This window comes from Paramaledivibacter caminithermalis DSM 15212 (assembly GCF_900142245.1).
In the GTDB taxonomy this organism is placed as follows: Bacteria; Bacillota; Clostridia; order Peptostreptococcales; family Caminicellaceae; genus Paramaledivibacter; species Paramaledivibacter caminithermalis.
The window spans coordinates 1-25,769 of record NZ_FRAG01000048.1 but is presented as its reverse complement, the minus strand read 5'-3'; the positions used below and the strand labels follow the sequence as shown (position 1 = coordinate 25,769).

The window sequence follows — 25,769 nt, the reverse complement described above, 5'->3', positions numbered from 1 at the left end:
CTTGCAGTATCATCCTTAAAAAGGGTTTTAAGTAGCGGTATTAAGCCAATTTTTTCAAGAAAAGAACGAACTATTATTAACCCTGCATCTGAAGAAAGATTACCTCCACCGAAATCATATGAAAAACTTTTGTTGAAGTTAAGTGAATTTTGATGTAAACTTGTCATAGAAAGAACCTCTTTTCGTGATATAGTTTTTGTTTTAACGCTTTAACTTTAACACAAAATTAGGTTCTTTTCTTTATTTTTTTGTTATTTCACCCAATGGGTGCAAAGTCCAATTTGTTGGACTACTTGTTAATACTACGATTCAATCATTTTTGATGTTTTCTATGAATAATTCAGGATAAAGATGTGAAAGAGATACGATTCACCAATAATTTAGGTACTGAATCCACTATTAAATCAGAAAATATTAGTGATAAAGATATCAAACAAAGACTTAACGATATTGTAGGTAATGATAAAGAAATACAGAATAAGATAGCTTCAAATTTAGCTCAAGGTTTAGAACTCTATGCAGTTAAAACTACTTCTGTAATAGTTAAAGAGACCTATAAAGTAGACGAATTGAAAAACGAAAACAATATAATTGAAAGCAGATTGCTAACTAAAAATGAAGTTCAGGAAATAATTTCCATGAATCCTCAAATTACAAGTGTAAAGGATATTAATGGACATATAGAGCTTAATAAAAATTCAGATAACAAGTATAAAAAAGATGAATATAACAATTTAACTTTAATGCTTTTTGTATATAAGAAAACTCCAACAACCAGCAGGCAAGTCCAATATTATGTAGAAACAGTTGCAAACTGGGATTTTCCTTGGTATGCATCAACAAAAGAAAGACCAGCAGTTGGTGATGATTTTATAGGATTCTATTGGGGTGGAGAAATGGCTTGCGAAGATATGTCAATCAGTGGAATATATAATGATAAAAAGACTAAAATATCATTTAGAGAAGTCGATCATAATGCGAATAGAGGACAGGTTTGGGGATTCAAAGATCGAAAAAGGCTAAATGCTTCTAGTCAAAATTCAATTCATGCTAGTGGAATTAGTGGAGATATAACGCTTTACAAAAGAAGGAAAGAAAAACAAGATACTGAAATTACAGTAAAATATGTTCATACATATAGAGATACTTCATATTCAGCTAGTATTTCTTCAGGTGGAGTAGGATTTACTGTATCTCCTAAAAAAAGTCAATGGCCATTATCAGTAACCATTACTGGTATTCAATATTAAAAAATAAATTAAACAGCTTGGTAGTCAGAACCTTTAACTCAAGCGGGAGGGTTATTATGAAGTCAAGAATATTAATTACAGCAATAGTTTCTATAGTAATTCTTATTTGTGTGTTATTTATTAAATTTAATTTCATTAATGAGTCAAAAACTACTCAACATTTACAGAATAAACTTCTTTCTTCAAAAACACATGTTGCAAAAAATTTCAATTTAGATTTTAATTCACTAGTTATTGAAAAACAAATAGATAGAGAGGATATAAGAGTATATATCTATAGTATAACATCTAAAAAACTAAATAAAAAGATTTATGGACATGCGGTTTATAGAAAGCATGAACTTATCAACCGCTATGAACTTATAGCTATTGGAGAAGGAACAGAACCCATCTCCTATAGTCAATATATGATTAACAAAGATAGATACTTAATATTATTATATGGAGTTAACACAAATAATAGAAAGTCGATTATAAACTTTCAAGTAAATAATAAAATTTTCAAAGAAAACATTAAAGACGAACAAGTATTTGTAAGAATATATAAGAGCGATAGAGAGTCCAATATACGATTAATAGAACAAAATCAATGGAACAAGGGAAAAGTCTTTGGTATGGGGCTTTTTCCTATTTCTATTATTGACATTTTTGGTTACATTAATTAAAAAGTTATCACAGCCACAGGAATAGAAACAAATTTATAAAAGACTTATGGATATAGTTAAATACTGATATTAATATGAAATTATTATGTATAGGAATAAGAACATAGAGCATGTTTAATTATAATTGGAAAATTATAAATATTAATACAATTATATGTTATAATATTAATATAAAATTAGAGATAAACAGCTAAAAGTAGGTGAAAAGTATGTATATTGCTATAACGCTTTTATTGATAATGTTAATATTATCAATTACATTAAATATCAAAATGCTGAGAAGTGTTAAAGCTGAAGAAAAAAAGATAGAATCAATTGCTAACGGGGATTTTACTAAGAGCTTTGATGTAAATAGAAAGTTTTTATTAACATCTGTTTATAATTTATTTAATTCTTTATTAAGAAACATGAGAGGTTTTATAGCAAATGTACACTCGGCTGTTGACCGTGTAGAAGAATATGTGATTGGAATGACAGAGAATGCTGAGAATATACATTATGGAGCTAATCAGAATTCTAAAGTAATATCAGAAATTGCTGAGAATATGGAAAATCAATCAAAATATATTTTAAAGGCCTATGACTATACTGAAAGACTTGGAGAGGATTTTAATTTAATAATTTCGAAAACAGAAAATGCTAAGAATCAAGCTGTGGATGCAAAGAAAACCGTTAATAAAAGTAAAGAAATATTTCATAGTATATTAAATATTATGGAAGATAATGCTAACAATAGTTTGGAATTAGCTGCTAAAATTAATAAATTAGAATCTAAGGCACAAGAAATACACATTATTACCGAATCAGTTAGTACTATAAGTACAAATACAAATTTATTAGCTTTAAATGCTTCTATTGAAGCTGCAAGGGCTGGAGAAATGGGCAAGGGATTTGCAGTTGTGGCAGAAGAAGTAAAATCACTATCAGAAGAGGTTGCTGATTCCTCAAATAAAATTAGAGATTTAATTAGTAATATTGAAAATCAGATAAATATTATTGCAAATGAAATAAAAGAAGAATGTGAAAGCGTAAAAAAGGACATTGATGTTGCTAATAGTGCAAAGGAATACTTTAATGAAATAATTTCATCAACTGAGTATACACTTAATTTAATTGATGAAATACATAATTTAGCTAGTTCTGAAGCAGATGAAATTTTGAATATGCAAAGGTTCATGCAAAATATAACTAATATATCTAAAGAAAACACAGGAGCAGCACAACAAGCCTCTGCAACTACTGACCAACAGTTTTCTATGGTTAAAGAAATGTTTTCTTCCCTTAAAGAGTTAAATAATATGACTAGAGAAATTAAGCAAGTAATAAAATCCTTTATAAAAGATTATAAAATAGACGATAATACAAAACATATTATTGAAGAAGGTATGAAAAATTTAAAAGAAATCGCTAAGAACAAAGTATTAAAGACTTTAGACAAGAATTCTTTAGAAAAATATTTTGAAGAAATAATTGATAAATATAAGTATTATGAACAAATAAACTTTTTTGATGAAAATGGAGATACTTTAGCAATAAATTATGATAAAGCACTAGATATACAAAATGATGATTTGTATTGTAACTGTAGTCATAGGAATTATTTTAAAGAAGCAATCAATGGGAAGGATTATATTTCTGAACCCTATATATCAATAGATTCAAATAATTATTGTGTAGCTGTTGCAACACCTGTAAGGAACGAAAATAATGAAATTATAGGGGTTTTAATGGCAGATCTTAATTTGATATAGTATTTTGAGGTTATGGATTGAAAAATAATATTGCCATGGAAATAGCAATAATACTGCAAATTAGAACAAAAACAGATAAAATTATACGAATTAACCTGTTTAAGGAGTGGAAAAATGAAAAAATTAGTGGCTTTTACTGGAGCAGGAGTTTCTAGAGATAGTGGCATACCTACTTTTGTTGAGCTTGGAGATTTGAGAGAAAAATTAAGTAGGAGCTATTTTAACAGTTATCCCATGGAGTTTTATAATATTCTTAAAGAATTCAGAAAAAAAATAAAAGAAGCAAAGCCAAATGATGCTCATAGAGCATTAGCTAAGTATGATGTGCCAATTATAACTATGAATATCGATTCCCTGCATGAAAGGGCTGGGAGTAAGAAGGTCTTAGAAATCCATGGAAACCTTACATATGTGTTTTGTCCTAAGTGCAATAAAGAATATAACTTTGATACAGTATATGACTCAATTTATTGCTCAGATTGTAATGAAATTCTGCAGCCCAATGTAGTCCTATATGGTGATATGATACCAGGATATATGGAAGCTATGGATATAATAGATTCTGCTGATGTTTTACTTGTAATAGGAACGTCATTCTACACATCAACAGCAGGATTTATAGTAGAAAGAGCTAAAAGTCAAGGTGTAAAAGTAGATATTATTAATGAAAATGCTATGGAATTAGTTCCTAAATATTTAGAAAACTTATTGGGGATACAATAACAAGAACCCACGATATTAATCGAGGGTTCTTGTTTTAAATCAAGTGCTGTTATAGGTCTATAATAATTCGTCTCCTTCTTCCCAGCCAAGTGGGCATAATCCTCCAGTTTGAAGAGCTTTAAGAACTCTAAGAACCTCATCTGTACTTCTTCCTACATTTAAATCGTGTATAACAGAGTATTTTATCACTCCATCTGGGTCTATTATAAATAGACCTCTTAAAGCTATTCCTTCCTCTTCAACCAAAACACCATAATCCCTTGAAACTTTATGAGTTATATCAGAAGCTATAGGGAATTTTAGCCTTCCTAATCCACCTTCGTTGGGTGATAGATTCATCCAAGCCTTATGGGAATAGATACTATCTGTGCTAACAGCTAATATATCTGCATTAAGCTTTTTAAAATCTTCATATTTGGTACTAAACCCAGTGATCTCTGTAGGGCAAACGAATGTAAAATCTAGTGGATAGAAGAATAAAACTAACCATTTACCCTTATAGTCAGCAAGAGACGCTATGCTAAAATTTTCACCATCCCCTAACGCAGTTTTCATTTCAAAATTTGGAGCTTTTACTCCAACTATTCTTTCAGCCATTTTCAAATAACCTCCTTATTATTTTAAATACAAAATCATACATTTTGTTTTAACATATTGTATAAAACATTTATGAAAACCTTTAAATTACATATTTTATTATTCTCAAAAATTTTATTTCATATGTGTTATACAATCAGTTAATATATAATTATTATTTTATTATTTGTTATTTACCCAGTTAAATTTAAATCTAAACATCCATTTGAAATTTATTCTCATTTAAAGTTTTGAGAAGGATAATTTTAAAATATAGTGAATAATAATAATAGGTTCATAAAAAGAAATTTTAATGAAAGATGTTAATAGATGAAATTAAGTATTTGAAAGGAGGATTTCATATTAAAAGGAATTATTACCAAAGGTATAGTAATTTTAATTATTTTAGGGTAATTTTTAAATTTTTTAAAAGAATATCTGTCTTATACAAATATTTAGTAGATAAAAACGTAAGTATATTAAAAAAGATAATGGTTACATCAATGCTAATATATGTATTTTCTCCTTTGGACTTGATACCAGAGGTTGTTGTTGGATTTGGGTTAATTGATGACGCTTTACTAGCTATATATGTAATTTCATTAATTTCAAGTGAATTAGATAAATATATATCTAACCAAGAAAAGGAAAATATAAGGATAGATAAAGAAAAAACAATTGAAAATGTCGAATATGAAATAAAGGATAAAGACTATGAATGATATATAAAATTTCGTTAAGTATTGAAGTTGTCGAGTATTTTGTATAGAAAAGATAAAAAATAGAAATTATAAGTATAAAAATTTTGGCGAAAAAATGTATTCTTATGATATTATTATATTCGTAGTAATAATAAGGATGGTGTTAAATATGAAAAATGATGTAAAAAATATTCTATTTACTGAAGAAAAAATCAAAGAAAAAGTAATTGAACTTGGCAAGAGGATTACAGAGGATTATAAGGGCAAAGATACAATTGTGATTGGTGTTTTAAAAGGAGCAAATATTTTTCTAAGTGATTTAATAAGGAGAATTGAAATACCCATAACTGTAGATTTTATTGATGTTTCTAGCTATGGGCTTTCTACTGAAAGCTCTGGAGTGGTGAAGATAAATAAGGATTTAGATTTTAGTATAGAGAATAAAGATATCATAATAGTAGAAGATATCATAGATACAGGTTTAACACTCAAATATTTATTAGAAAATCTTAAATCGAGAAAGCCTAAAAGTATAAAAATTTGTACCTTCCTTGACAAGCCAGATAGAAGAAAGGTAGATATAAAAATTGACTATTTAGGATTTAAAATACCAGATGAGTTTATTGTTGGTTATGGGATTGATTATGCTGAAAAGTACAGGAATTTACCATTTATCGCTTCATTAAAGAAAGAAGCGTATCAAAAATAAATTTATATATTAAGTAGTATAAAATTTTTAAAAGCACTAATAATAATGTTAGAAATATTTAAGGAGTGATTATATGGCTACATTGGCTGAATTTGAAGCTATAAAGCAAAGATTTATTAGTGCAAGTTTAGATGAAAAAATAAAGATTTATACTACTACAGCAGGACTAACTGTTGAACAGTTTAAAGAACTGCTTAGACACTTTCCATTGCAGTACCTTGATAAATTGGAAAAGGCTATGGCATAATAAAATACGCTTCAAGGCGTATTTTATAGTTCAAAGTTTGTTGTTCTAAAAATTTAGTAATATTTTAATGTCATTAAATAAAACAAAAACCCCTAATAAAAGGGGCTTTTGTTTTATTCAACGACTATTTCTTTGAAGTTTTCCCAAAGACCGTGAATGTTACAATAGCTTAAGGCATATATAGTACCTGACTTATTAAGCTTAACATTTGTTGAAACAACAGGTTCATCATATATATCACCTTCACCATGGGCAGTGAATTTGAAATTTCCTATTTCAACAGGGAATTTTGATCCTTCTGGATGGAAAAATACTTTAAACCATGAAATATGATGTTCTAAAGTATTTGGATGCTTAATTTCATCACCTATAGATATTTTTAATTCAAAAGCTTCACCAGCTTTAGTTTTTTCAGGCGCATGAATTACAGGTACATGTTTTTCGCCTTTCCAATCTCCAGTTTGTAAAAAGTGACCTAATGTTTTCATTATATTACCTCCAATATTTAAAATTCAATTTGTCTATTATATATATATCCAAAAAGAAAAGAAAATAACAAATAAATATGGATTATTTATTTTCAATACTAGATATATTAAATAAAGGAATTTTTTCTCTTAAGGGTTGGAAATATAAGCTAGTTATAGTATATTTAAAAATAGAGGTATTTATGAAAAAAATATATGGAGGTAAAAATTGAAGGTATTAGCTTTATTGGGTAGTCCTAGAATAAAAGGGAATACGGATATACTATTAGAAGAATTGATAAAGGGAGTTAAAGAGTGTGAAGCAGAAGTACACAAATATGAATTAGCTAGATTACGTATAAACCCATGCGTTGGTTGCTATAAATGTGGAGAACTAGGCCGATGTATATACGAAGATGATATGAAAACATTATATGAGGAGTTTGACCAAGCCGATATAATTATATTTGCTTCTCCATTATACTTTAATTCAGTAAGCAGTATAAGTAAATTGATGATTGATCGTTGCCATGCACTTTGGGCAAGCAAATTTATATTAAATAAGCCAATGATAGACATAAATAAAAAGAGAAACGGAATTTTCATATGTACTGCTGGAGCAAAACAAGGGGATAACGGATTTATTGGGGCTTTCAAAGTTGCTGATTTATTTTTTAAAGCTATTAATATTAAATCCTTTAAGCAGTTACTTATGGATGATACGGATAATTTAAATATTAGGAATAGAGTAGATATTTTAGATAAAGCTTATATTATGGGAAAAGAGTTATGCAAACATCAAACAGATTATTGATTTTAAATAACATAATTAAGGGTAATATTTTATATGAAGTTTAGTAAAGTTAGAATTATGTAGTTATATAGTGAGACTTTAATCTATATACATCCAAAACGTTAAGAAGGATTACGTATTTGTACATGTATAAATTAAGTTTTACCATGTAAATCCTATATGTAAATTTAAAATTGCATTTTTAATTTTACATAAGTTCAACCTTTTTTTAAAAAAATATATTTATATAAGGGAGGTTTCTATGCTATGGCAATTGTAGAATTTACTATAGTTCCTTTAGGTACTAAGGATACTAGCTTAAGTAAATATGTGGCAGACTGCCATAAAGTATTGGAGGGAGAGGAAAATGTCAAATATCAACTAACACCAATGGGAACAATAATTCAAGGTGATTTGGATTTAATCTTAGATATAATTAGGAGAATGCATGAAATTCCTTTTAAAAATGGAGCACTGAGGGTATCTACCAGTATAAAAATAGATGATAGAAGAGATAAAAATTCCACAATGGAAGGGAAGATAAAATCAGTGAAAGAAAAGCTATAAATTACTCTTCAATATTCTAATTTTTGTTTGACATAGGACAGAAATTATATGATAATTAGTAATGTATTATGTATACAAAAAGGCTTAGAGGAGGAAAAAAATGAGTAAATATTTAGTACCAGTTGGTTTATCTAACCGTCACATACACTTAAGTAAAGAGCATATTGATATTTTATTTGGAGAAGGTCATGAGCTTACTAAATTTAAAGACCTTTCTCAACCAGGACAATATGCATGTGAAGAAAAGGTTGACTTAGTAGGTCCTAAAAAAACAATAAAGGGGGTAAGAGTATTAGGTCCTGCAAGACCAAATACCCAAGTTGAAGTTGCTCTTGCCGATGGATTTGTATTAGGTGTTAAACCTCCTGTTAGAGATTCAGGTGATATAGCAGGAAGCCCTGGATTAAAAATTGTTGGGCCTAAAGGTGAGGTTGAGATTGAAGAAGGAGTTATTGCTGCTGCAAGGCATATCCATATGCATACCAGTGATGGCGAAAAATTTGGTATTAATGACAAAGATATTGTAAAGGTTCGTATTGAAGGTAAGAGAGGTTTGATATTTGAGAATGTTTTGGCTAGAGTAAATCCAAACTATGCGTTAGAATTCCATGTTGATTTGGAAGAAGGAAATGCTGCTGGTCTTAAAAATGGAGATATGGTAGAGATTATTAAGGAGTAAAGACTATTTTATATAAAAAATATTACTTAAATATATAAAACCATAGCATTGTATATAATTGCTATGGTTTTATATTATATATAGATATTCTAGTGAAACAGTTAATTTATACTCATCAAAAATTCTTAAAAGCTTTGGATATTTTGATATGTATAAATTAAGTTTTGCTATGGTATGGAAAAACTATATATATGTTTTTTATTGAAAAAGGACATAAGAAGTACGATTAATTAGTAAATGAGGTTCATGGATTTATTAAAAAAAATGACCTAATGAAAAAAATTAAAAAATAAGAATAAATTAAAAATATGCTGCTTTGCCTTAGAATTATTATTAAGTTCTATTATCTAATATCATTCCTTTATAATTAGCACTTTCATATTTTTTTTCTAAGGCTTCTTTTTTTGGAATCTTTATACTTTTAAAAGCTGCAAATAACTTTATTATAAGACCTTTAGCAGGTGTAAATAGAAAGTCTTGTACATTTTCATTATTTTGTATTTTCTTTATAAAAACATTTTCTTCAAGCTTTAGTCCTTTATCTCCAATAACATATATACCTAAGTTTTCTAATTTGGTTTTGTACTCTCCAAGTATTCTAGGTATTTTAGCAGAATGATTGGTTCCAAAGGCTTTATCAAATGAGGTTAATGATTTTATTGCATTATTATACTTTAGTATTAAATCCTTCATATTTTCCAATAGTTTATCCTTATCACTGTTTAAATTATATATAGCATTTTCAAGAGCTTGTTCATCATGATAAAACTTTTTATATTCCTTTTTTAATTCCTTAAGATTGTCATAAAATTCATCATAAAAAATAAGATGATTTTCTGAAGAGTATTGCGATGAATTTTGTATAGTTTGTATAGAGGATATTGATTCCACGTCATTGGTTTTATTTACCATAGTATTTTTATCAACAAAGCTAGTCCGAATTCTATTTTTCTTTAATGAAGAAATCTTCATATGAACTCACCCTTAACTAAAATAAATTTTATATTTATATTATATATTTCGGTATAAATTATATATACCTTTATTCAAAAGTTAATTTATTTAGGAGTCTGAAAAAGTTTTGGATATTAAATTTTATCAAAAACATTGTCAAATCAGCTCAAAAATTATATTATATGTAAGTACGTTATTTATTTGAGTGTAAATTCAATAAGAGTAGATACACTTTTGCAAATCGTAAACAAATAACAAAGGAGGATTTTTTTAATGAACAAAAAAACTATTGCAATATTGGTAGCAGTAATTTTAGTAGTTGTAGCGGCTTTAGCTTATCCAGCAGTAAAGAATTATATGATTACTAAGGATCCAATTAATCATATTATGTACAGTTCTGTGAAGACAGGAGAAAAAACCAATGTAAATGCTACTATTTCGGTTACGACTGAGCTTGATGAGAAATTAGCAATTGAACAAGGAGTATTTGACTATATGTCCCAGGACCCAGAAGCCATGGCTAAGTTTGTAAATTCTTTACTTAAGAAGTTTGAAATTCTTTATGATGTGAACATGATAACTGAAGAAGGTAATGATTTATTTAAAATGGATGCTGGTTTGGGAATAAACTATAGTGGAAAAGTATTAGTAGATGGTAAGCTTTATCTTAAACCATGGGAGCTTGGTATAAAGGTACCTAAGCTTTACAAAAAATCATTATACGTTGATATTAATGAGGCTATGAAAGCTGAAGGGTATGACTTTAATTTAAATGATATAGATATTAGAGCATACTTAGATCTAATAAAAAAAGAGGATGATCTTTATAAAGCTGTAGTTAAAAACTATCAACCTTACAAGCAGGTTATTTATGATTATCTACAAGGAAAGGTTGAAAAGCTTGATGATAACAAAGTATCTTTAAATGTTTATGGTGAGGAAAAAGAAATTAAGGCTACTAAATATAAATTAAATATTGATATACTAGATATTTATGATGTTTATGCAGACCTTTTAGAAATTGCTAAAGGAGATGAAGCTGTTAAGGCCTTAGTTCAAGCCAGAGTAAAGGAGTTTAAGGAGTTAGTTGTTAAGAATAAAGATTATGAAAAATTTGGTTTAACTGAAGAAGAATTCAATGAAGGAATGAAGGAAATTGAAGATGAAATAGCTAATAATTGGGATAAAGGTCTAGAAGAAGTTATCAGTGAGTTCAAGTCAATTTCTACAAAGCCTGAATTGGCTGATCTTGAAAACTTTGGAAGTAGCTATATTATAGCTATCGATAAAGAGCATATTATAAGACAAATTGAATTCGATATTAAATCCCAATTTATCAATGTAAAGGAAGTAATTTCGTACAATGCATTTGATAAAGATGTAAAGGTTGACGTTGCAAAGGAAGAATCTGATAAAGTTAATCTTATGAACCTTGAAAATGATGATGCTCTAGCTCAAGAACTAGGTCAAGAGGTAATAAGTAATCTAGCCTCTGAATTATTAGGAGGAGAAGCCATAGAGACTTTAATATCAGATATTAAAGCAGAAGCTAAAGTATTACCAGCTGAGGAAAGTGAAGAAATTATAAATAACGTAGATGGTATGTTGAATCAAATGAAAATGACTTTACCTTTCATGCTAAATGGATTAGGATTTTAAATGCTTAAGGTAAGTCATATATGTAAAACTATAGAAAATAAGAATATCTTGAGTAATATAAGTTTTATACTGAATGATGGAGATGTTTTAGGTATTGCCGGTCCAAATGGGGCCGGCAAATCCACCTTGATTTCTATTTTATCTACAATCATAAAACCTACAAAGGGAAATATCTCATATTATGTTAATGGGGATTTATATAAAGGAGAAAAAAAGGATATTATTGGATATGTTCCTCAAGATATAGCACTTTATGAAGAGCTTAATATAAAGGATAACCTTTTATTGTTTGGTTCAACAATTAGTAATGATACAAGGATTGTATTAAATAAGGCTACAAATATAGCAAGGGCTTTAGGCTTGATGGATGAATTTAAAACTAGAGTTTCTAAGCTTTCTGGTGGAACAAAAAGAAGAGTAAACATTGCTATAGGATTGATTAGAGATCCTAAATTCGTATTTATGGATGAACCTGTAGTTGGTGTAGATTATAGGGCTAGGAGAGATATTGAATATATTATTTCAAATATGAGAAGTCAAGGGAAAATTATTACTATTACAAGTCATTTGATAGAATTTCTAGAGAATACATGTAATAAGCTTCTTATTCTAGAGAATGGAAAACAAAAATATTTTGGTGATTTTGATGATGAAGTCAAATCTAAAATTTGAATACAATAAGTTAAGCATGTTGACAAAAATAGAGATGAAACGAATTATAAACCAGCTGTCGAACATAGTTCTACTGGCTTTGTTACTGATTCTATTTGTTAACATGTTTATTTTTATATCAAAAAATAATGGTATTAAGATTCAAACTAAAGTAGCTCTATCTATTGAAGATAATTCATTTGAAGTAAATACCCTTATGAAAAATATAACAGAGAACAAATTAAAGAATATAGTTGAATTTGAAGAAACCAACTTAGATAATGGTCTCAAGCTGCTAAAAAATAATGAGGTAGTAGCATTGATACATGTAGATGAGGGCACCACTGAGCTTTTAAATTATGGAAAAGCTGCATCCTTAAACTTGTACGTAGGGAATACTTCAAACATTGCAGTCAAATTTTTAATTAATTATTTAAAAAATCTTGTTAAGGTACTAAATGAAGGTCAAAGTGGAGCAATGATTTATTGGGATATTATGAAGGCTAATGGATTTAACTTCGATGGTAGAATAAAGGAGTTGAATAAGATTGCACTAAATTATATGAGTGTATTTCTTACAAGGGGTGGAGTTTTTGAAGAAAGTAAGGATTTAGATAAATTCTATGGTGCATCACTTATCAGCTATTACTTTTCAGCATCTTTACTTATTATTTCTATTATAAGTGCAGTGATGTTTCATTTAGATATAGATGATGATTTCAAAAAAGGAAGAATTAGACGTGCTTTAAGCAGTGGTGTCAATCTCTTGCATATATATTGTGCAAAAATCATAGCAGGAGTGACCTTTTCAACTGTACTTTTAATTATATTTAAGGCTATTTATATGGTTTCTTTTGATGCTTTATCTATAGGTAAGCTTTTAAAATTCATTACATATTTTACCTTAACAAATGTAATTATTCATATGATTGTAATAATATTTTATGTTTTGATATCTAATGATATAGTGCGAGATTCCTGTTTTGTTATGTTTTTTCTCATCCTTTCATTGGCCAGTGGGATTATTTTACCACTTACTTCCATGAACAAGATTTTTGCTGCTTTAAGCAGGTTCAACATACTTGCAATAGGCCATAACCTACTACTAGGATATTCTTTATCTATTGGAAGTATCTTAATAATCCTTTTTTATTTTTTAATACTTATCATATCAATTTATTATGCACATAAAAAAAGGGGTGTATAGCTTGAAAACCTTATTAAGAATAAAAATTAAGGAGCAGTTCTTTAAAAAAAGCAATATAATAATGCTTTTAATAATACCCCTTGTAATAGCTTATATATGTATATGCTTTAATAAAGAAACTAGAGATCCCTCAAAGGTATATAGCGCAGCCATTATAGATCATGACAAAAGTGAGTTTTCCTTTTCTTTTATTAATAATATGAAAGAATATAGGGAGATAGATCTTTATATTCAACAAGACATAGAGGAAAGTTTAAGGAGACTATCAAGAGGAAAATACGATGTAGTGTATGAAATAAAGGACGGATTTCAAAGCAAGATTCTTATGGGAGAATTTGATGACATATTGATTTCTCATAAAGAGGTTAATTCTACGGCTGTTAAATGGCTCAACGATCAAGTTAGCTTAATTGTAGTAAGAAAGTGGTTATATGTAGATGTGTTAAGTAGAATCCACAGCTTAGATCCTGATTTTAAAGAAGAAGAGTTCAAAGAGAGATTTAAAGAGGCCATGACCAATAATAAAATATTGTCTTTGAAAATTACAAACATTAATAATGAATCAGGGATATTAGAAGATAGTGAGACTAAAGACAACTTTGTTTTTAAAATTCTTTGGGGGACTATAATAATATTTTTCATTATTAGTTTTGGTAAGAAGACGGTTGATGATAGAGAAAGAGGAATAATTACACGTCTTGAGCTATGTGGATTAAATAAATTACAGTATTATGTTACAAATCTACTTCTATTGATGTTAAATATAATGATTCCATTTACTATATCATATTTTATAGTAGGCTTTTTTAGCCTTCAAAGCATCATAAGCTTTATTAACGTAATATTATTTACTATATTTTATACCATATGTACTTGGCTTATAATTATATTAATTGGATTGATTTTCAATTCAAAAAAAAGCTATGGCCTTGCTAGTCAGGTATATTTATTGGTTTCAATGATTTTAGGTTCTGAATTACTAGATGGAATGAGCAGGTTAATCAATTACGCTTCATGGCTTTTTCCTATTAAGTGGTATATGTATTTTAAAATCTGATATATATGGTTCATAAGGAAATAGAAAAATAGTAAGCTTTAATGGTTTTCTATTTTAGGTATCATTTGCTTTATAAAGAAATGAGACAAGGATAGTATTTTATTAAGTTACTTTAAATAGACTTCTATCAAGCTATCTGATAAAATATGTATATATTATATATATTATTTACAAGTATGAGTTAGTGAAGAATTTTTAAAGAATATTTGTAAATAATAAAATATTGGAGATGGTGATTTAATGGCAAGTAGTAATATACATAAATTAAGCCTTAATGATAAAAAAATAGTTTTAATAGGAACTGCCCACGTATCTCAGAATAGTGTAAATGAAGTAAAGAAAGTAATTGAAGGAGAACAGCCAGATTCAGTTTGTGTAGAGCTATGTGAAGAAAGATACAATTCTTTACAAGACAAAGATAGATGGGCTAATATGGATATAATTAAGATTATCAAGGAAAAGAAAGCATTGCTATTTTTAACCAATTTAATTATGGCTTCCTATCAAAAAAAGATTGCTAAACAATTGGGAATAAATCCTGGCCAAGAAATGGTGCAAGGCATTGAATCGGCAAGGGAAGCTAATGCTGATATTGTATTGGCAGATAGAAATATTGAAATAACCTTTAGGAGAATACTAGCTAATCTTAGATTGTGGGATAAGATAAAACTATTATTTCAATTGATATACAGCATTTTTGACAATGAAGAAATAAGTGAAGAAGATTTAGATAAACTAAAATCTGAAGATATGCTGAATTTAGCTTTAGATGATATGACAAAAAGTATGCCTAGATTAAAAACAGCCCTAGTAGATGAAAGAGACAAATATTTAGCACAAAAAATTAAAGAGGCTCCTGGAGAAAAAATCGTTGCAGTTTTAGGAGCAGCCCATATACCAGGAGTAAAAAGAGAAATATTTAAGGAAAATGACTTAAAAGATTTAAAAAAATTACCTAAACAAAAGAACATAGGTAAATATATTTCATGGGGGATTCCGATAATTATTATTCTTCTAATTGCTTCAACATTTTTAATTAATAGAGATATTGGTACAAAGCAAGTTTGGAGTTGGATATTATGGAATGGCAGCTTATCTGCCATAGGTGCGGCCATTGCTGTTGCCCATCCATTATCAATTATAACTGCTTTTTTAGCTGCCCCCATAAGCTCATTAAACCCCCTTGTAGCTGCAGGATGGTTTGCAGGGCTAGTTGAAGTGTTGGTAAGAAAGCCAAACGTTAAAGAGTTTCAAAATTTATCCAACGATATTCTTAGTTTTAAAGGATTTTGGAAGAATAAAGTAACTCGTACCTTACTCGTAGTGGTTTTAGCAAACCTTGGAAGTGTGCTTGGAACTGTGATTAGTGGAACTGACATAGTTAGATTGTTTATCAATAGTTTATAGTATAAAACCTAGCAAGTTATTGTTCTTGCTAGGTTTTTCTATAGCTAAGCATTTTAGATAATAATCGTTTTATTGACTAAATATTTTTTTACTGATATAATATCGCATAATGATATCTGAAATTGATATCGATACACGATATATATTTAAAAGTGGAGGGAATTATGAAGGAGAAGATATTGAGAAAGTTATTTTTAGGATTTATGCAAATACACATTTTATATCATGCTAAACATGAACCAATATACGGTACATGGATGATGAAAGAGCTGGAAGAGCACGGTTATACTATTAGTCCTGGAACCTTATATCCTTTATTGAACCGAATGGAAAAGGAGGATTTATTATGTAAAACAGAAAAAAATGTAGATGGCAGAATAATAAAATTTTATAGAACAACAGAGCTAGGAGAAGAAATTTTAAAAGAAGCAATAGAAAAGGCTACTGAGTTGACGCATGAGATTAGAGAGTAGGTGATGGATTTGATTGAATTTAAAAATATTAATTTACGTTTTGATGATAAGGTTGTATTTGAGAATTTTAGTTTAAAAATTAATAAAGGAGAAAAGATACTTTTAAATTCGCCTTCAGGTAAAGGAAAATCAACATTGTTTAAATTATTATTAGGATTTGAAAAACTTAATAGTGGTGAAATATTGTTTAATGGTAAGAGACTTAATAAAAATAATCTTTTGTATTTTAGGAAAAATATTGGTTATGTAAGTCAAGATGTTGATGTGCGAAAAGATAGAGTTTGGAATCTAATTGAAGAAATTTTTTCATATAAAAATAATAGGCATATAAAGATTAGCAAGCATTATATTATAATGAATCTTCAATATTTTAAGCTTTCAGAAGATATTTTAGAAAAGGAAGTTCGCCAGCTTTCTGGTGGTGAAAGACAACGGTTAGGTTTAATAATATGCATATTATTAAATAGGGAGGTTTGGCTTTTAGATGAAGTCACTTCTGGATTAGATGAAGATACCAAGGAGATAGTAGTAGATTATGTTTTAAAGCAAAATAAGACAATATTAATAATTTCCCATGATAGGATTTGGTGTAAAAATGATGTTGTTAGAATAGAGGAGTGGTAAAAATATGAATGTAAATGATATATCTTATTTATCAATGAGTAGCTTATTAATCTTAATAATTCCAATAATTATAATAAATTATAAATTAAAGATTAAAATAAACAAAAAAATTTTCTATTCTATAGGAAGAATGGTAATACAGCTTAGTTTAGTTGGTGTTATTTTACAATATATTTTCAGTATAAATATTCCCTTTATAAATTTTGTCTATTTTATATTTATGATAATAGTTGCAAGTTTTACAGTGATTAGATCCTGCAATTTTGAAATAAACAAATTTATTATTCCACTATTATTAGCTTTTATCATACCCAATGTAATAGTACTATTATTTTTCAATGGTTTCGTTATAAGATTAGAAAATTTATTTAATGCTCAGTACATTATTACTATTGGAGGCATGCTATTAGGAAATAGCTTAAGTGGCAATATAATATGTATAAATAATTTTTATAACTCTATAAAGCAAAATAAAAATGAATATTTCTATTCTTTAGCTCTTAGTGGAAATAGAATAGAAGCTTTAACCCCTTATTTTAAAAGTGCTGTTTTGGCTTCAGTAAATCCTACTATGGCAGCCATAGAAACTATAGGATTGGTAGCCTTACCAGGAATGATGACAGGACAAATTTTAGGTGGAGCAGTACCATTAACTGCTATAAAATATCAGATTGCAATTATGGTAGCTATTTTGATTGCAAGGTATTTTAGTGCTATTTTATCAATATTATTTACAGCTTTAAAAGCCTTTGACGACTATGATATTCTGATATTTTAAAAGTTAATTGAGACTTGTTATAATTTCATTTGTTTATTAAAAAATTAGGCTGATATTATGGCTTATAAGATAAATAAAAATTGTATATGTTAATAATATGAAATGTATAAAATTTATACCAAAAATCTATTTAAAATATATCTTGTATGTAATATAATAACATTGTGGCATAAAATTTGTAAGTCTTTGTTGGGATGATTAGCAGTTTTGAAAGGGGGGTTTGAGTATTCATTCATGTTTCTAATATATAAGATTACATTTATTACAGGAATTCTGTATGCCGTTGCTACATTGATTTTAGGACATTTATTTGATTCCTTAGATTTTGATGGAGATGTTGATTTTCCGATATTAAGTTTTATACCAATAAAGCCAATAACTATAGTCACATTTATAACAGTATTTGGAGGAGTAGGAATAATGGCAACATTAAATGGTTTTTCAACGGTTGTTAGCCTTATTATATCCTTAGCAATAGCTTATATAACTACATTTATTATATATAAGCTATTAGTATTGCCATTATTTAAAGCTCAAAATACTAGTGCAGCTTCCCAAAAAGATTTAATAGGAATGACAGCTAATGTTACATCAAAAATAATGGAAAATGGATTTGGTCAGATAACCTATACTAACAAGGGAAATACATACTCGTCACCAGCTAAAAGCATTAATAACAAAGCTATTGAAAGAGGAACAGAGGTAGTGATTATATCAATAGATAATAATGTTTTCTATGTAGAAACTAGTGAAGAGCTGTTTTCCGAGATTTAACCCTATGAATATTAAAAAATAAGGTGTTTTGAAAGGATGATATTTTATGGGAATTACAAACTTTATTATTCCAGGTATTATAGTAGCAGTAATTATAATTTTAGTAATAGGTATTTTAAGCATGTGGAGGAAAGTACCTCAAGATAAGGCATTGGTAGTTACTGGATTAAAGAAGAGAGTTATTTCTGGAGGTGGAGGATTAGTTATTCCTTTGTTTGAACGTGCAGATATGATTTCTCTTGAAAATATGAAGCTAGTTGTTCGTACTGAAGGGGCATTGACAGAACAAGGTGTGGACATAATAGTAGATGGTGTTACAGTGATAAAAGTAAAATCTGATGAAGAATCTATATATTCTGCTGTAGAGCAATTTAATACAGGCAAAGAAGCTGATACAATAAACTTTATCAAAGCTACAGCCAAGGACGTACTTGAAGGTAAGCTTCGTGAAATCATCTCAAAGATGACAGTGGAAGAAATATATAAGGATAGAGAAAAATTTGCTTCTGAGGTTCAAGAGGTTGCTGCATTAGATTTAGCTAGTATGGGATTAGAAATAAAAGCATTTACAATAAGAGAGATATCAGATGAAAATGGTTATCTTAAGTCATTAGGAAAGAAAAGAATTGCAGAAGTTAAGAGAGATGCTGAGATTGCTGAAGCAAATGCAAAGGCTGAAAGAGATATTAAAACTGCTGAAGCTGAAAAACATTCTAAGATAAATACTGCTATAGCCTACAAAGAAGGGGAAAAAGCTAGGATAGAAGCAGAAACTGAAATAGCAGAGTTTAATAAAAATAAAGAACTTAAAGTACAGGCATATAGAAAGGAACAGGAAACTGAAAAAGCCAAGGCTGACCTTGCTTATATTATCGAGGAAAATAGAGTGAAGCAAGAAGTTACAGAAACAGAAATGGCTGTAGAGCTTTTAAAGAAGGATAAAGAAACGGAAGTAGCTGAAAAAGAAGCTATAAGAAAAGAAAAAGAGCTTGAAGCAAGTGTTAAAAAGCAAGCTGAAGCCCAAAAATATAAGCAAATACAAGAAGCTGAAGCTAGATCAAGAGCTACAACTCTAGAAGCAGAGGCTTATAAGTTTAAAGTTATACAAGAATCTGAGGCTAAATCCCAGATGATTAAACTTGAAGGTCAAGCAAAGGCTGAAGCAATAAGATTAGAAGGTAATGCTGAAGCAGAGGTTATTAAACAAAAAGGTAAGGCTGAAGCCGAGGCAATGCTTGAAAAGGCTGAAGCATTTAAGCAATATAATGAAGCAGCTATTATACAGATGCTAGTTGAAAAATTACCTGAAATTGCTAAGAGTATGGCTGAACCACTTTCAAAAACAGAGAAAATTGTTATTGTTGACAATGGTGGAGAAGGTAAATCTAGTGGTGCTTCAAAGGTATCTGGCTATGTGACAAATATGATATCACAAGTTCCAGAAACTGTAGAAGCAATAACAGGAATTAATATTTTAGATTTAATAAAAAAGAATCCAAATGGAGAAATTGCTAAGCTAATAGAAAACAGCGCAAATAAAGAAGAAGTAAGTAAAGATGAAATAGCCAATAAAGAAATAATTAAAGCACAGGATGCAATCGAGTAATATTAATTTAAAACTAACCAAGACATATTGATAAGAATACATTTTACTATTTAAAAATGATACACAAGGATTTTGAAATTTCATAAATGTTTCTTTCAGCATGACAGAATGTCTGTTCCTATATATTATAAAAAATAAGCCAGTAATTTTTAATTAGGCACTAAAAATTACTGGCTTGCTTGTTGTCTAGGAACTCAAACTTTTTTTTTTGCAAAAAATTGCATAGCTAGAACTGAGTAAAATAAAGTGCTAGAAGTAAAATTGAAACTATTATTAGTAAAATATTGGTGCAAATTGTTTTTTAAAAACTTAATAGAAAGACCTAGTATTTAAAACTTGGAACATGTAACTTATAACTTAAAGGGCTAACAAAAATGTAAGGTTAGTTTTTATTTTTAAGCAGTCTGATATAATAATAGCAAGGAGTGATGAATCGTGTATAAAATATTAATAGTTGAGGACGATGATACAATATCTTCAATTATGAAGGATAAACTAAAAAACTGGGGATATGATGCTTTAATTGTATCAGATTTCAATAATGTTTTAGGAGAATACACTGCATTTGAATCCCATCTTGTATTAATGGATATAAACCTGCCATACTATGACGGATTTTACTGGTGTGCCAAGATAAGACAAATTTCCAATGTACCTATTATCTTTATATCCTCAAGGGATACAGAAGGAGATAAAATACGTGGGATTATACAAGGCGGAGATGATTACATAGAAAAGCCATTCTCACTGGACATGCTCATAGTAAAGGTGCAGGCTATATTACGCAGAGCATATTCATATAGCGACCATACATTAAATGTACTCCAGCACAGAAACATCATTTTGAATATAGAAGATTCCCGTATCTTTTGTGGAGAAAAGGAAATAAGGCTAACCCATAATGAATGTAAGATATTAGCTCTTCTTATGAGGAATTCAAAAAAAACGATTACTCGACCACGTCTTATCAAAGCTTTATGGGATGATGAAAGTTTTGTGGATGACAATACCTTAACTGTAAATATAAATAGGCTGCGTAAAAAACTAAAGGAATTAGGGTGCTCTGATTACATAGAGACGATTAAGGGAGAAGGGTATAAACTAATATGAGTATTATCAATTATTTAAAGGAAAGATGGCTTACATATATATTTATAGCAGTTAGTTTTATATTTTCAGTTATTGTTTATAAATTAGATAAAAAATTTACTATGTCCAAATCAAATGCAAAATATGTCGTGGTAGGTTTAATACTATTATTCATTATTTTTCTCATAATCGACTATACTATTTATAATTTGCGTATAAATAAGTTTAAAAGCTATTGCAGCAATAATCCTCTTTCTGATGAGGAATTGGATGAATTTATATATCCTATGGACAAAGAGTATGGTAACATAGTCCATAATTTAGCAAAGGAATATGAGATATTTAAATCAGATATAAGTACAAAGTCTTCGGAGGAATTGGAATTTATCACAAAATGGGTGCATGACATAAAAGTTCCCATTTCTGCTATGCGACTCATTTTAGAGAGCCATGATGGTGACCACGGTCAGGAGTTCTATCGCAAAATGGATACAGAAATAGCAGCTATAGAACAATGTATACAAAAGGTTTTTTACCATATTAAATCCAATACATTCTATAATGATTATAAGATTTCAGAAATAGAAACAAAGAAATTAATAGGGGCTGCCCTTAAGGGATATTCTAATTTCTTTAGTTATAAAAAGATAAATATATCTATTTCAGGTGATAATTACAAAGTATTGACAGATGAAAAATGGAGTACATATATAATTTCACAGATTCTATCAAATGCAGTTAAATATACACCCGTTAATGGGCATATTTCTATAAATACTACTAAAAAAGAAAACAAAATAACAATACAAATAAGAAATAGTGGAGAGGGAATTTTAGCTAAAGATATTGCTCAAATATTTAAGAAGGGTTATACTTCTTCAAAAAGAAATGGAATGAAGGCAACGGGCTACGGAATGTACCTTTCAAAAAAATTAAGTGATATGCTTGGACATGAATTAAGGGTGGAGTCAGAATATGGTAAATATGCTCAGTTTAACTTAACCTTTGTAAAAAATGAAACTATTTATAGCGTTGCGAAAATGTCATAATAAAACTTATAACAATATAAAGAACTGTTTCTACAGAGAAAATGACGAAAATGTAATATTAAACATCTAAAATGTAAGGTGATTCAATTTTACCATAAAACCTTATAATATATGATTTATATATACCCATCGGTAAATCATATGGAGGTGAAGGATAATGCAAGTATTAAAACTTATAAATATTGGAAAAGTATATGGAAGTAAAAAAAGTATAAAGCAGTACATGGCTCTTAAAAATATAAGTTTTGAAGTAATGGAAGGGGAATTTATAGGTGTAATGGGTCCATCAGGTTCTGGTAAAACGACTCTTCTTAACATTCTAGGAAGTATAGATAAACCAACAACAGGCAGATTAATAATGGGAGACAAAGATATTACTAGCCTAAATAAAAAACAGCTTGCTAAGCATAGAATAGAGAATATTGGCTTTATTTTTCAGGATTATAACCTACTTGAAACAATGACTCTAAAGGAGAATATCATATTGCCCTTGGCATTGTCAGGTCATAAGCCCGGTGTGATGGAAGATAAGCTCAAGAAAATTAGCAAGAATATGGGTATTACTAAAGTACTAGGAAAATACCCCTATGAAGTATCAGGAGGGGAGCAGCAGCGAGCTGCTGCCTGTCGTGCTCTCATTACTAATCCTAAAATTATACTTGCCGATGAACCTACTGGGAATCTAGATTCAAAATCAGGCAAGGATTTATTAGAATTATTATCATTTATAAATAATGAATATAAAACAACAATACTCATGGTAACCCATGATGTGTTTGCAGCCAGCTATTGTGAAAAAATAATGTTCATCCGTGATGGAGAGATATATAATGAACTGTATGCAGGAAATAATAAAAAGGAATTTTTTGACTCCATAATTGACGTTATGAGCGTCCTTGGAGGTGAATAGAATGAAGCTATATAAATTGGCTTTGTCTAATATAAAAAGAAACTTAAAAAAATACATAATGTATTTTTTTTCCTTAAGTTTTAGCGTATTTACTGCATATACTTTTTTTGCCTTGCTGCAGAATGAATATGTTTTAATGGCATTTAAATATGATGAAAGATATAAATCACTACTTACAAGTTTTGGTATTGTAATAATGGTATTTGTGATGTTTTTTTTGATAAGCTCAAATAAGAGCTTTATAAAGGCTAGAAAAAAGGAGATTTCAACTTATTCCTTATTTGGAATGACAAATGCTAGGATTGGAAAGCTCCTTTTCCTTGAAATCATAATTGTAGGTTTTGTTGCTCTTATCATTGGAATAGGAGTAGGAATATTTTTCTCTAAACTTATTGCAATGATTCTCTTGGATATTTCCTTGGTGTCTTTTATGGGTGATATAGAATTTACTATATCTCCTAAAGCAGCCTATATTACGGCTATAATATTTATATCCATATTTTCTGTAATGGGCTTATCGGGGTTAAGGGTTATCAATAAATTTGAATTAGTTGATTTATTTAAAGCCCATAAAGTATCGGAAGGTAGGACTAAGGGGGCAGTAATCTTTTTGATACTATCTATTATACTAATTGGATTTGGTTATTACTTAGCTTCAGGCTCTAATCCAATAAGTGTTGTAAATTCATCAATTCCAATTCTTGTTTTAGTTATAATTGGCACGTATTTGTTTTTCTGGGGTGGATTACCAAAGGTGCTAGATATCATAAAAAGAAACAAGGGAGACTATTATAGAGGAGTTAATTTGATATCAACATCTGGGTTTTCACATAGAATGAAGTCTATAGGTACTGTTATGGCTACAATTGCAGTTCTATCAGCAGTAGCTACAACAGCCATTGCAACAGGATATACTCTGTATTATAATATTGAAAACGATGTTTATGAACAATTGGGATACGATATGTATTTTTATGGTGGGCAGGAAAAAGTTTTAGACGATGTAGAAGCTGTATTTAAGAAACATAATATAAAAATTATTAAAAAGCTTACTATTCAAAGATATACATGTCCATCAAGTATTGAAGTTTCTGAGGTTGAAAATTCATATTTTAGAATAACTAAGGAGGATTATTTCAGGGTATATCCTGAATCTTTATACAATAAACTCATGTCTATAAGCAGATGTGATTACAAGCCTCTTAAGGTAAGAGCTGGTGAGGCAATATATGTATATCCATTTTTAAACGATAGACATAGGATAGCTGATGCAGTTAATGGACAAGAGCTTAACTTTAAAGATAGAGAATTAACTGTTACTTCAACAATAAAATCTCGTCTTTTGTTCTTTGGAGCAAAACATATGATTGTAATCAATGATGATGATTTTAATCATCTTTTAAAAATAGGAGATATAACTGATACTGATAGAGTTGGAAATACATATGATAAGGTAACTGTATTTACATATGAAAAATCTTTAAAATCTACAGAATTAAACCGTGAGTTAACTAAAATTTTATTTGCCAGTACAAGTGGCTTTAGAACGGCATATAATCTTTATGAAGAATCTTTGCAAACCTTTGGGTTAATTTGTTTCATCGGCTTTTTCATGGGAGTTGTATTTATACTGATGACTGCTAGTTTATTGTATTTTAAACAGATAATGGCAGCGGAGGAAGAAAGACATCAATATCGTATGCTTAGAAAAATAGGACTAGATGAAGATACAGAAAGGAAAGTGATTTCAAAACGACTTATACCAGTTTTTTTGATACCATTGCTAATAGGGATAGTTCATAGTATCTTTGCGATGAAGTCAGCAGACACTATAGTGTTTTCTAATATGATAGCAAATGAAAACTCTTATATTACTGTTCTTCTATGTTCAGCTGTCATGTATGGAATATATGCTGTTGTCTACAGTATATTCTATTTTATTACTAAGGGACAGTATTCAAGGATAGTAAAGACTGAAAGAAAATGATGTATTAAATTAAGTACAAAACTAATTAAATTTCACTTAAAACAATGGTATAATAATAATTAAATATGGCTTTGTAAACTTAATATGAAAAAATAGTACAATGTTTTATAGAATTACTTCAGATTGTTTTAAATTTCGCCTGAAGGATGATAAAAGTTCGTCCTTAAAATTGTCAAGGGTAAAATGAACGTGCTAACGCACGCCCTTGACAATTTCAAGGACGAACATTTAAAAAATAATTAGGCGAAATTCAAGCAAAAATTATGCTACAAGAGGATATTTTTTCTTCTCTTTATCATTTAGATTTAATCCAGCAACTTGAGCAGGTGTTAAACCATTAAGAGATGAATGAGGTCTTACAAAATTATAGAAAAATACAAACATACTAATTAAGTTATTTGCTGATTGGACTGAGT

At 28.9% G+C, this 25,769-nt stretch carries 27 protein-coding genes and 1 pseudogene; 24 read left to right on the top strand and 4 right to left on the bottom strand.

Translation table 11 applies throughout. The features are described from left to right. The first annotated feature begins 353 nt into the window (after positions 1-353). The 4 genes from BUB36_RS14655 (at position 354) to BUB36_RS14640 (ending at position 4,389) form a co-directional block, all read left to right on the top strand. Positions 354-1,250, top strand: a complete 897-nt coding sequence (locus BUB36_RS14655; protein WP_073151866.1) for a hypothetical protein — start codon at positions 354-356, stop codon at positions 1,248-1,250. Between the two features lie 56 nt (positions 1,251-1,306). Continuing rightward, complete coding sequence (locus BUB36_RS14650; protein ID WP_073151864.1) at positions 1,307-1,915, top strand: hypothetical protein; 609 nt, start codon at positions 1,307-1,309, stop codon at positions 1,913-1,915. Between the two features lie 209 nt (positions 1,916-2,124). Beyond that, on the top strand, positions 2,125-3,666 hold the full coding sequence (locus BUB36_RS14645; RefSeq protein ID WP_073151862.1) for a methyl-accepting chemotaxis protein: 1,542 nt from the start codon (positions 2,125-2,127) through the stop codon (positions 3,664-3,666). 114 nt (positions 3,667-3,780) lie between these two features. Continuing rightward, positions 3,781-4,389 (top strand): SIR2 family NAD-dependent protein deacylase, encoded by a 609-nt coding sequence (locus BUB36_RS14640; protein WP_073151860.1) that lies wholly within the window; start codon positions 3,781-3,783, stop codon positions 4,387-4,389. 57 nt (positions 4,390-4,446) lie between these two features. On the opposite strand, the gene BUB36_RS14635 is transcribed toward BUB36_RS14640, so the two are convergent. After that, positions 4,447-4,986: a peroxiredoxin gene (locus tag BUB36_RS14635; protein WP_073151858.1), complete on the bottom strand. Its 540-nt coding sequence runs from the start codon at positions 4,984-4,986 to the stop codon at positions 4,447-4,449. Between the two features lie 299 nt (positions 4,987-5,285). Between BUB36_RS14635 and BUB36_RS20560 the strand changes: the two genes are divergently transcribed. The 3 genes from BUB36_RS20560 to BUB36_RS19775 all read left to right on the top strand — a co-directional run bounded on the left by BUB36_RS20560 (position 5,286) and on the right by BUB36_RS19775 (position 6,622). Then, positions 5,286-5,687 (top strand): YkvA family protein, encoded by a 402-nt coding sequence (locus BUB36_RS20560; protein ID WP_073151856.1) that lies wholly within the window; start codon positions 5,286-5,288, stop codon positions 5,685-5,687. Positions 5,688-5,835: 148 nt separating this feature from the next. After that, on the top strand, positions 5,836-6,375 hold the full coding sequence (gene hpt, locus BUB36_RS14625; protein WP_207550830.1) for a hypoxanthine phosphoribosyltransferase: 540 nt from the start codon (positions 5,836-5,838) through the stop codon (positions 6,373-6,375). A gap of 73 nt (positions 6,376-6,448) precedes the next feature. Further along, complete coding sequence (locus BUB36_RS19775) at positions 6,449-6,622, top strand: hypothetical protein (RefSeq protein ID WP_165613100.1); 174 nt, start codon at positions 6,449-6,451, stop codon at positions 6,620-6,622. A 113-nt stretch (positions 6,623-6,735) separates the two neighbouring features. Here BUB36_RS19775 and BUB36_RS14620 read toward each other — a convergent pair whose 3' ends face one another. Further along, on the bottom strand, positions 6,736-7,110 hold the full coding sequence (locus tag BUB36_RS14620) for a class II SORL domain-containing protein (RefSeq protein WP_073151854.1): 375 nt from the start codon (positions 7,108-7,110) through the stop codon (positions 6,736-6,738). A gap of 208 nt (positions 7,111-7,318) precedes the next feature. Here BUB36_RS14620 and BUB36_RS14615 point away from each other — a divergent pair, with 208 nt between their 5' ends. From BUB36_RS14615 to pduL, 3 genes are all read left to right on the top strand, one after another. After that, positions 7,319-7,903, top strand: a complete 585-nt coding sequence (locus BUB36_RS14615; RefSeq protein WP_073151852.1) for a flavodoxin family protein — start codon at positions 7,319-7,321, stop codon at positions 7,901-7,903. A gap of 246 nt (positions 7,904-8,149) precedes the next feature. After that, the gene (locus tag BUB36_RS14610) at positions 8,150-8,449 is read left to right on the top strand and encodes an MTH1187 family thiamine-binding protein (RefSeq protein ID WP_073151850.1); all 300 of its coding nucleotides are present in this window, start codon (positions 8,150-8,152) and stop codon (positions 8,447-8,449) included. 100 nt (positions 8,450-8,549) lie between these two features. Next, the gene (gene pduL / locus BUB36_RS14605) at positions 8,550-9,128 is read left to right on the top strand and encodes a phosphate propanoyltransferase (RefSeq protein WP_073151848.1); all 579 of its coding nucleotides are present in this window, start codon (positions 8,550-8,552) and stop codon (positions 9,126-9,128) included. Between the two features lie 333 nt (positions 9,129-9,461). Here the strand turns inward: pduL and BUB36_RS14600 are convergent, their stop codons facing one another. Then, positions 9,462-10,100 (bottom strand): hypothetical protein, encoded by a 639-nt coding sequence (locus BUB36_RS14600; RefSeq protein WP_073151846.1) that lies wholly within the window; start codon positions 10,098-10,100, stop codon positions 9,462-9,464. 255 nt (positions 10,101-10,355) lie between these two features. On the opposite strand from BUB36_RS14600, the gene BUB36_RS14595 reads away from it, so the two are divergent. The 14 genes from BUB36_RS14595 to BUB36_RS14530 all read left to right on the top strand — a co-directional run bounded on the left by BUB36_RS14595 (position 10,356) and on the right by BUB36_RS14530 (position 25,353). Further along, positions 10,356-11,741, top strand: a complete 1,386-nt coding sequence (locus BUB36_RS14595) for a hypothetical protein (RefSeq protein WP_073151844.1) — start codon at positions 10,356-10,358, stop codon at positions 11,739-11,741. Then, entirely contained in the window at positions 11,742-12,413 is a 672-nt protein-coding gene (locus tag BUB36_RS14590; RefSeq protein ID WP_073151841.1) for an ABC transporter ATP-binding protein, read from the top strand. After that, entirely contained in the window at positions 12,388-13,599 is a 1,212-nt protein-coding gene (locus BUB36_RS14585) for an ABC transporter permease (RefSeq protein ID WP_165613099.1), read from the top strand. Before BUB36_RS14590 ends, BUB36_RS14585 begins: the two co-directional genes overlap by 26 nt. 1 nt (position 13,600) lies before the next feature. Further along, positions 13,601-14,656 carry an ABC transporter permease gene (locus BUB36_RS14580; RefSeq protein ID WP_073151837.1) on the top strand — a complete coding sequence of 352 codons (1,056 nt, stop codon included), beginning with the start codon at positions 13,601-13,603 and terminating at the stop codon, positions 14,654-14,656. A 240-nt stretch (positions 14,657-14,896) separates the two neighbouring features. Next, positions 14,897-16,063 carry a TraB/GumN family protein gene (locus BUB36_RS14575; RefSeq protein WP_073151835.1) on the top strand — a complete coding sequence of 389 codons (1,167 nt, stop codon included), beginning with the start codon at positions 14,897-14,899 and terminating at the stop codon, positions 16,061-16,063. 164 nt (positions 16,064-16,227) lie between these two features. Next, the gene (locus tag BUB36_RS14570) at positions 16,228-16,536 is read left to right on the top strand and encodes a PadR family transcriptional regulator (protein WP_073151833.1); all 309 of its coding nucleotides are present in this window, start codon (positions 16,228-16,230) and stop codon (positions 16,534-16,536) included. 9 nt (positions 16,537-16,545) lie between these two features. Beyond that, positions 16,546-17,160, top strand: a complete 615-nt coding sequence (locus BUB36_RS14565; RefSeq protein ID WP_165613098.1) for an ABC transporter ATP-binding protein — start codon at positions 16,546-16,548, stop codon at positions 17,158-17,160. Positions 17,161-17,164: 4 nt separating this feature from the next. Beyond that, complete coding sequence (locus tag BUB36_RS14560; RefSeq protein ID WP_073151829.1) at positions 17,165-17,938, top strand: ABC transporter permease; 774 nt, start codon at positions 17,165-17,167, stop codon at positions 17,936-17,938. Between the two features lie 234 nt (positions 17,939-18,172). After that, positions 18,173-18,712 carry an NfeD family protein gene (locus tag BUB36_RS14555; RefSeq protein WP_073151828.1) on the top strand — a complete coding sequence of 180 codons (540 nt, stop codon included), beginning with the start codon at positions 18,173-18,175 and terminating at the stop codon, positions 18,710-18,712. 46 nt (positions 18,713-18,758) lie between these two features. Then, a complete protein-coding gene (locus tag BUB36_RS14550; RefSeq protein WP_207550829.1) occupies positions 18,759-20,318 on the top strand; it encodes a flotillin family protein in 1,560 nt (519 codons plus the stop codon). Positions 20,319-20,753: 435 nt separating this feature from the next. Continuing rightward, positions 20,754-21,428 carry a response regulator transcription factor gene (locus tag BUB36_RS14545; protein ID WP_073151826.1) on the top strand — a complete coding sequence of 225 codons (675 nt, stop codon included), beginning with the start codon at positions 20,754-20,756 and terminating at the stop codon, positions 21,426-21,428. Then, positions 21,425-22,456, top strand: a complete 1,032-nt coding sequence (locus BUB36_RS14540; RefSeq protein WP_073151824.1) for a sensor histidine kinase — start codon at positions 21,425-21,427, stop codon at positions 22,454-22,456. Before BUB36_RS14545 ends, BUB36_RS14540 begins: the two co-directional genes overlap by 4 nt. 157 nt (positions 22,457-22,613) lie before the next feature. Next, complete coding sequence (locus BUB36_RS14535; protein WP_073151822.1) at positions 22,614-23,366, top strand: ABC transporter ATP-binding protein; 753 nt, start codon at positions 22,614-22,616, stop codon at positions 23,364-23,366. A gap of 1 nt (position 23,367) precedes the next feature. Beyond that, entirely contained in the window at positions 23,368-25,353 is a 1,986-nt protein-coding gene (locus tag BUB36_RS14530) for an ABC transporter permease (protein WP_073151820.1), read from the top strand. Between the two features lie 261 nt (positions 25,354-25,614). On the opposite strand, the pseudogene BUB36_RS19305 reads toward BUB36_RS14530, so the two are convergent. Then, positions 25,615-25,769 (bottom strand): annotated as a pseudogene (locus tag BUB36_RS19305) (integrase core domain-containing protein); the annotation flags it as partial.

Coding starts and splice junctions, on each gene's coding strand:
- BUB36_RS14650 (WP_073151864.1), top strand. CDS start 1,307: ATGAAGTCAAGAATATTAATTACAGCAATAGTTTCTATAGTAATTCTT.
- BUB36_RS14645 (WP_073151862.1), top strand. CDS start 2,125: ATGTATATTGCTATAACGCTTTTATTGATAATGTTAATATTATCAATT.
- BUB36_RS14640 (WP_073151860.1), top strand. CDS start 3,781: ATGAAAAAATTAGTGGCTTTTACTGGAGCAGGAGTTTCTAGAGATAGT.
- BUB36_RS14635 (WP_073151858.1), bottom strand. CDS start 4,986: ATGGCTGAAAGAATAGTTGGAGTAAAAGCTCCAAATTTTGAAATGAAA.
- BUB36_RS20560 (WP_073151856.1), top strand. CDS start 5,286: ATGTTAATAGATGAAATTAAGTATTTGAAAGGAGGATTTCATATTAAA.
- hpt (WP_207550830.1), top strand. CDS start 5,836: ATGAAAAATGATGTAAAAAATATTCTATTTACTGAAGAAAAAATCAAA.
- BUB36_RS19775 (WP_165613100.1), top strand. CDS start 6,449: ATGGCTACATTGGCTGAATTTGAAGCTATAAAGCAAAGATTTATTAGT.
- BUB36_RS14620 (WP_073151854.1), bottom strand. CDS start 7,110: ATGAAAACATTAGGTCACTTTTTACAAACTGGAGATTGGAAAGGCGAA.
- BUB36_RS14610 (WP_073151850.1), top strand. CDS start 8,150: ATGGCAATTGTAGAATTTACTATAGTTCCTTTAGGTACTAAGGATACT.
- pduL (WP_073151848.1), top strand. CDS start 8,550: ATGAGTAAATATTTAGTACCAGTTGGTTTATCTAACCGTCACATACAC.
- BUB36_RS14600 (WP_073151846.1), bottom strand. CDS start 10,100: ATGAAGATTTCTTCATTAAAGAAAAATAGAATTCGGACTAGCTTTGTT.
- BUB36_RS14595 (WP_073151844.1), top strand. CDS start 10,356: ATGAACAAAAAAACTATTGCAATATTGGTAGCAGTAATTTTAGTAGTT.
- BUB36_RS14590 (WP_073151841.1), top strand. CDS start 11,742: ATGCTTAAGGTAAGTCATATATGTAAAACTATAGAAAATAAGAATATC.
- BUB36_RS14585 (WP_165613099.1), top strand. CDS start 12,388: ATGATGAAGTCAAATCTAAAATTTGAATACAATAAGTTAAGCATGTTG.
- BUB36_RS14575 (WP_073151835.1), top strand. CDS start 14,897: ATGGCAAGTAGTAATATACATAAATTAAGCCTTAATGATAAAAAAATA.
- BUB36_RS14570 (WP_073151833.1), top strand. CDS start 16,228: ATGAAGGAGAAGATATTGAGAAAGTTATTTTTAGGATTTATGCAAATA.
- BUB36_RS14560 (WP_073151829.1), top strand. CDS start 17,165: ATGAATGTAAATGATATATCTTATTTATCAATGAGTAGCTTATTAATC.
- BUB36_RS14555 (WP_073151828.1), top strand. CDS start 18,173: ATGTTTCTAATATATAAGATTACATTTATTACAGGAATTCTGTATGCC.
- BUB36_RS14550 (WP_207550829.1), top strand. CDS start 18,759: ATGGGAATTACAAACTTTATTATTCCAGGTATTATAGTAGCAGTAATT.
- BUB36_RS14540 (WP_073151824.1), top strand. CDS start 21,425: ATGAGTATTATCAATTATTTAAAGGAAAGATGGCTTACATATATATTT.
- BUB36_RS14535 (WP_073151822.1), top strand. CDS start 22,614: ATGCAAGTATTAAAACTTATAAATATTGGAAAAGTATATGGAAGTAAA.
- BUB36_RS14530 (WP_073151820.1), top strand. CDS start 23,368: ATGAAGCTATATAAATTGGCTTTGTCTAATATAAAAAGAAACTTAAAA.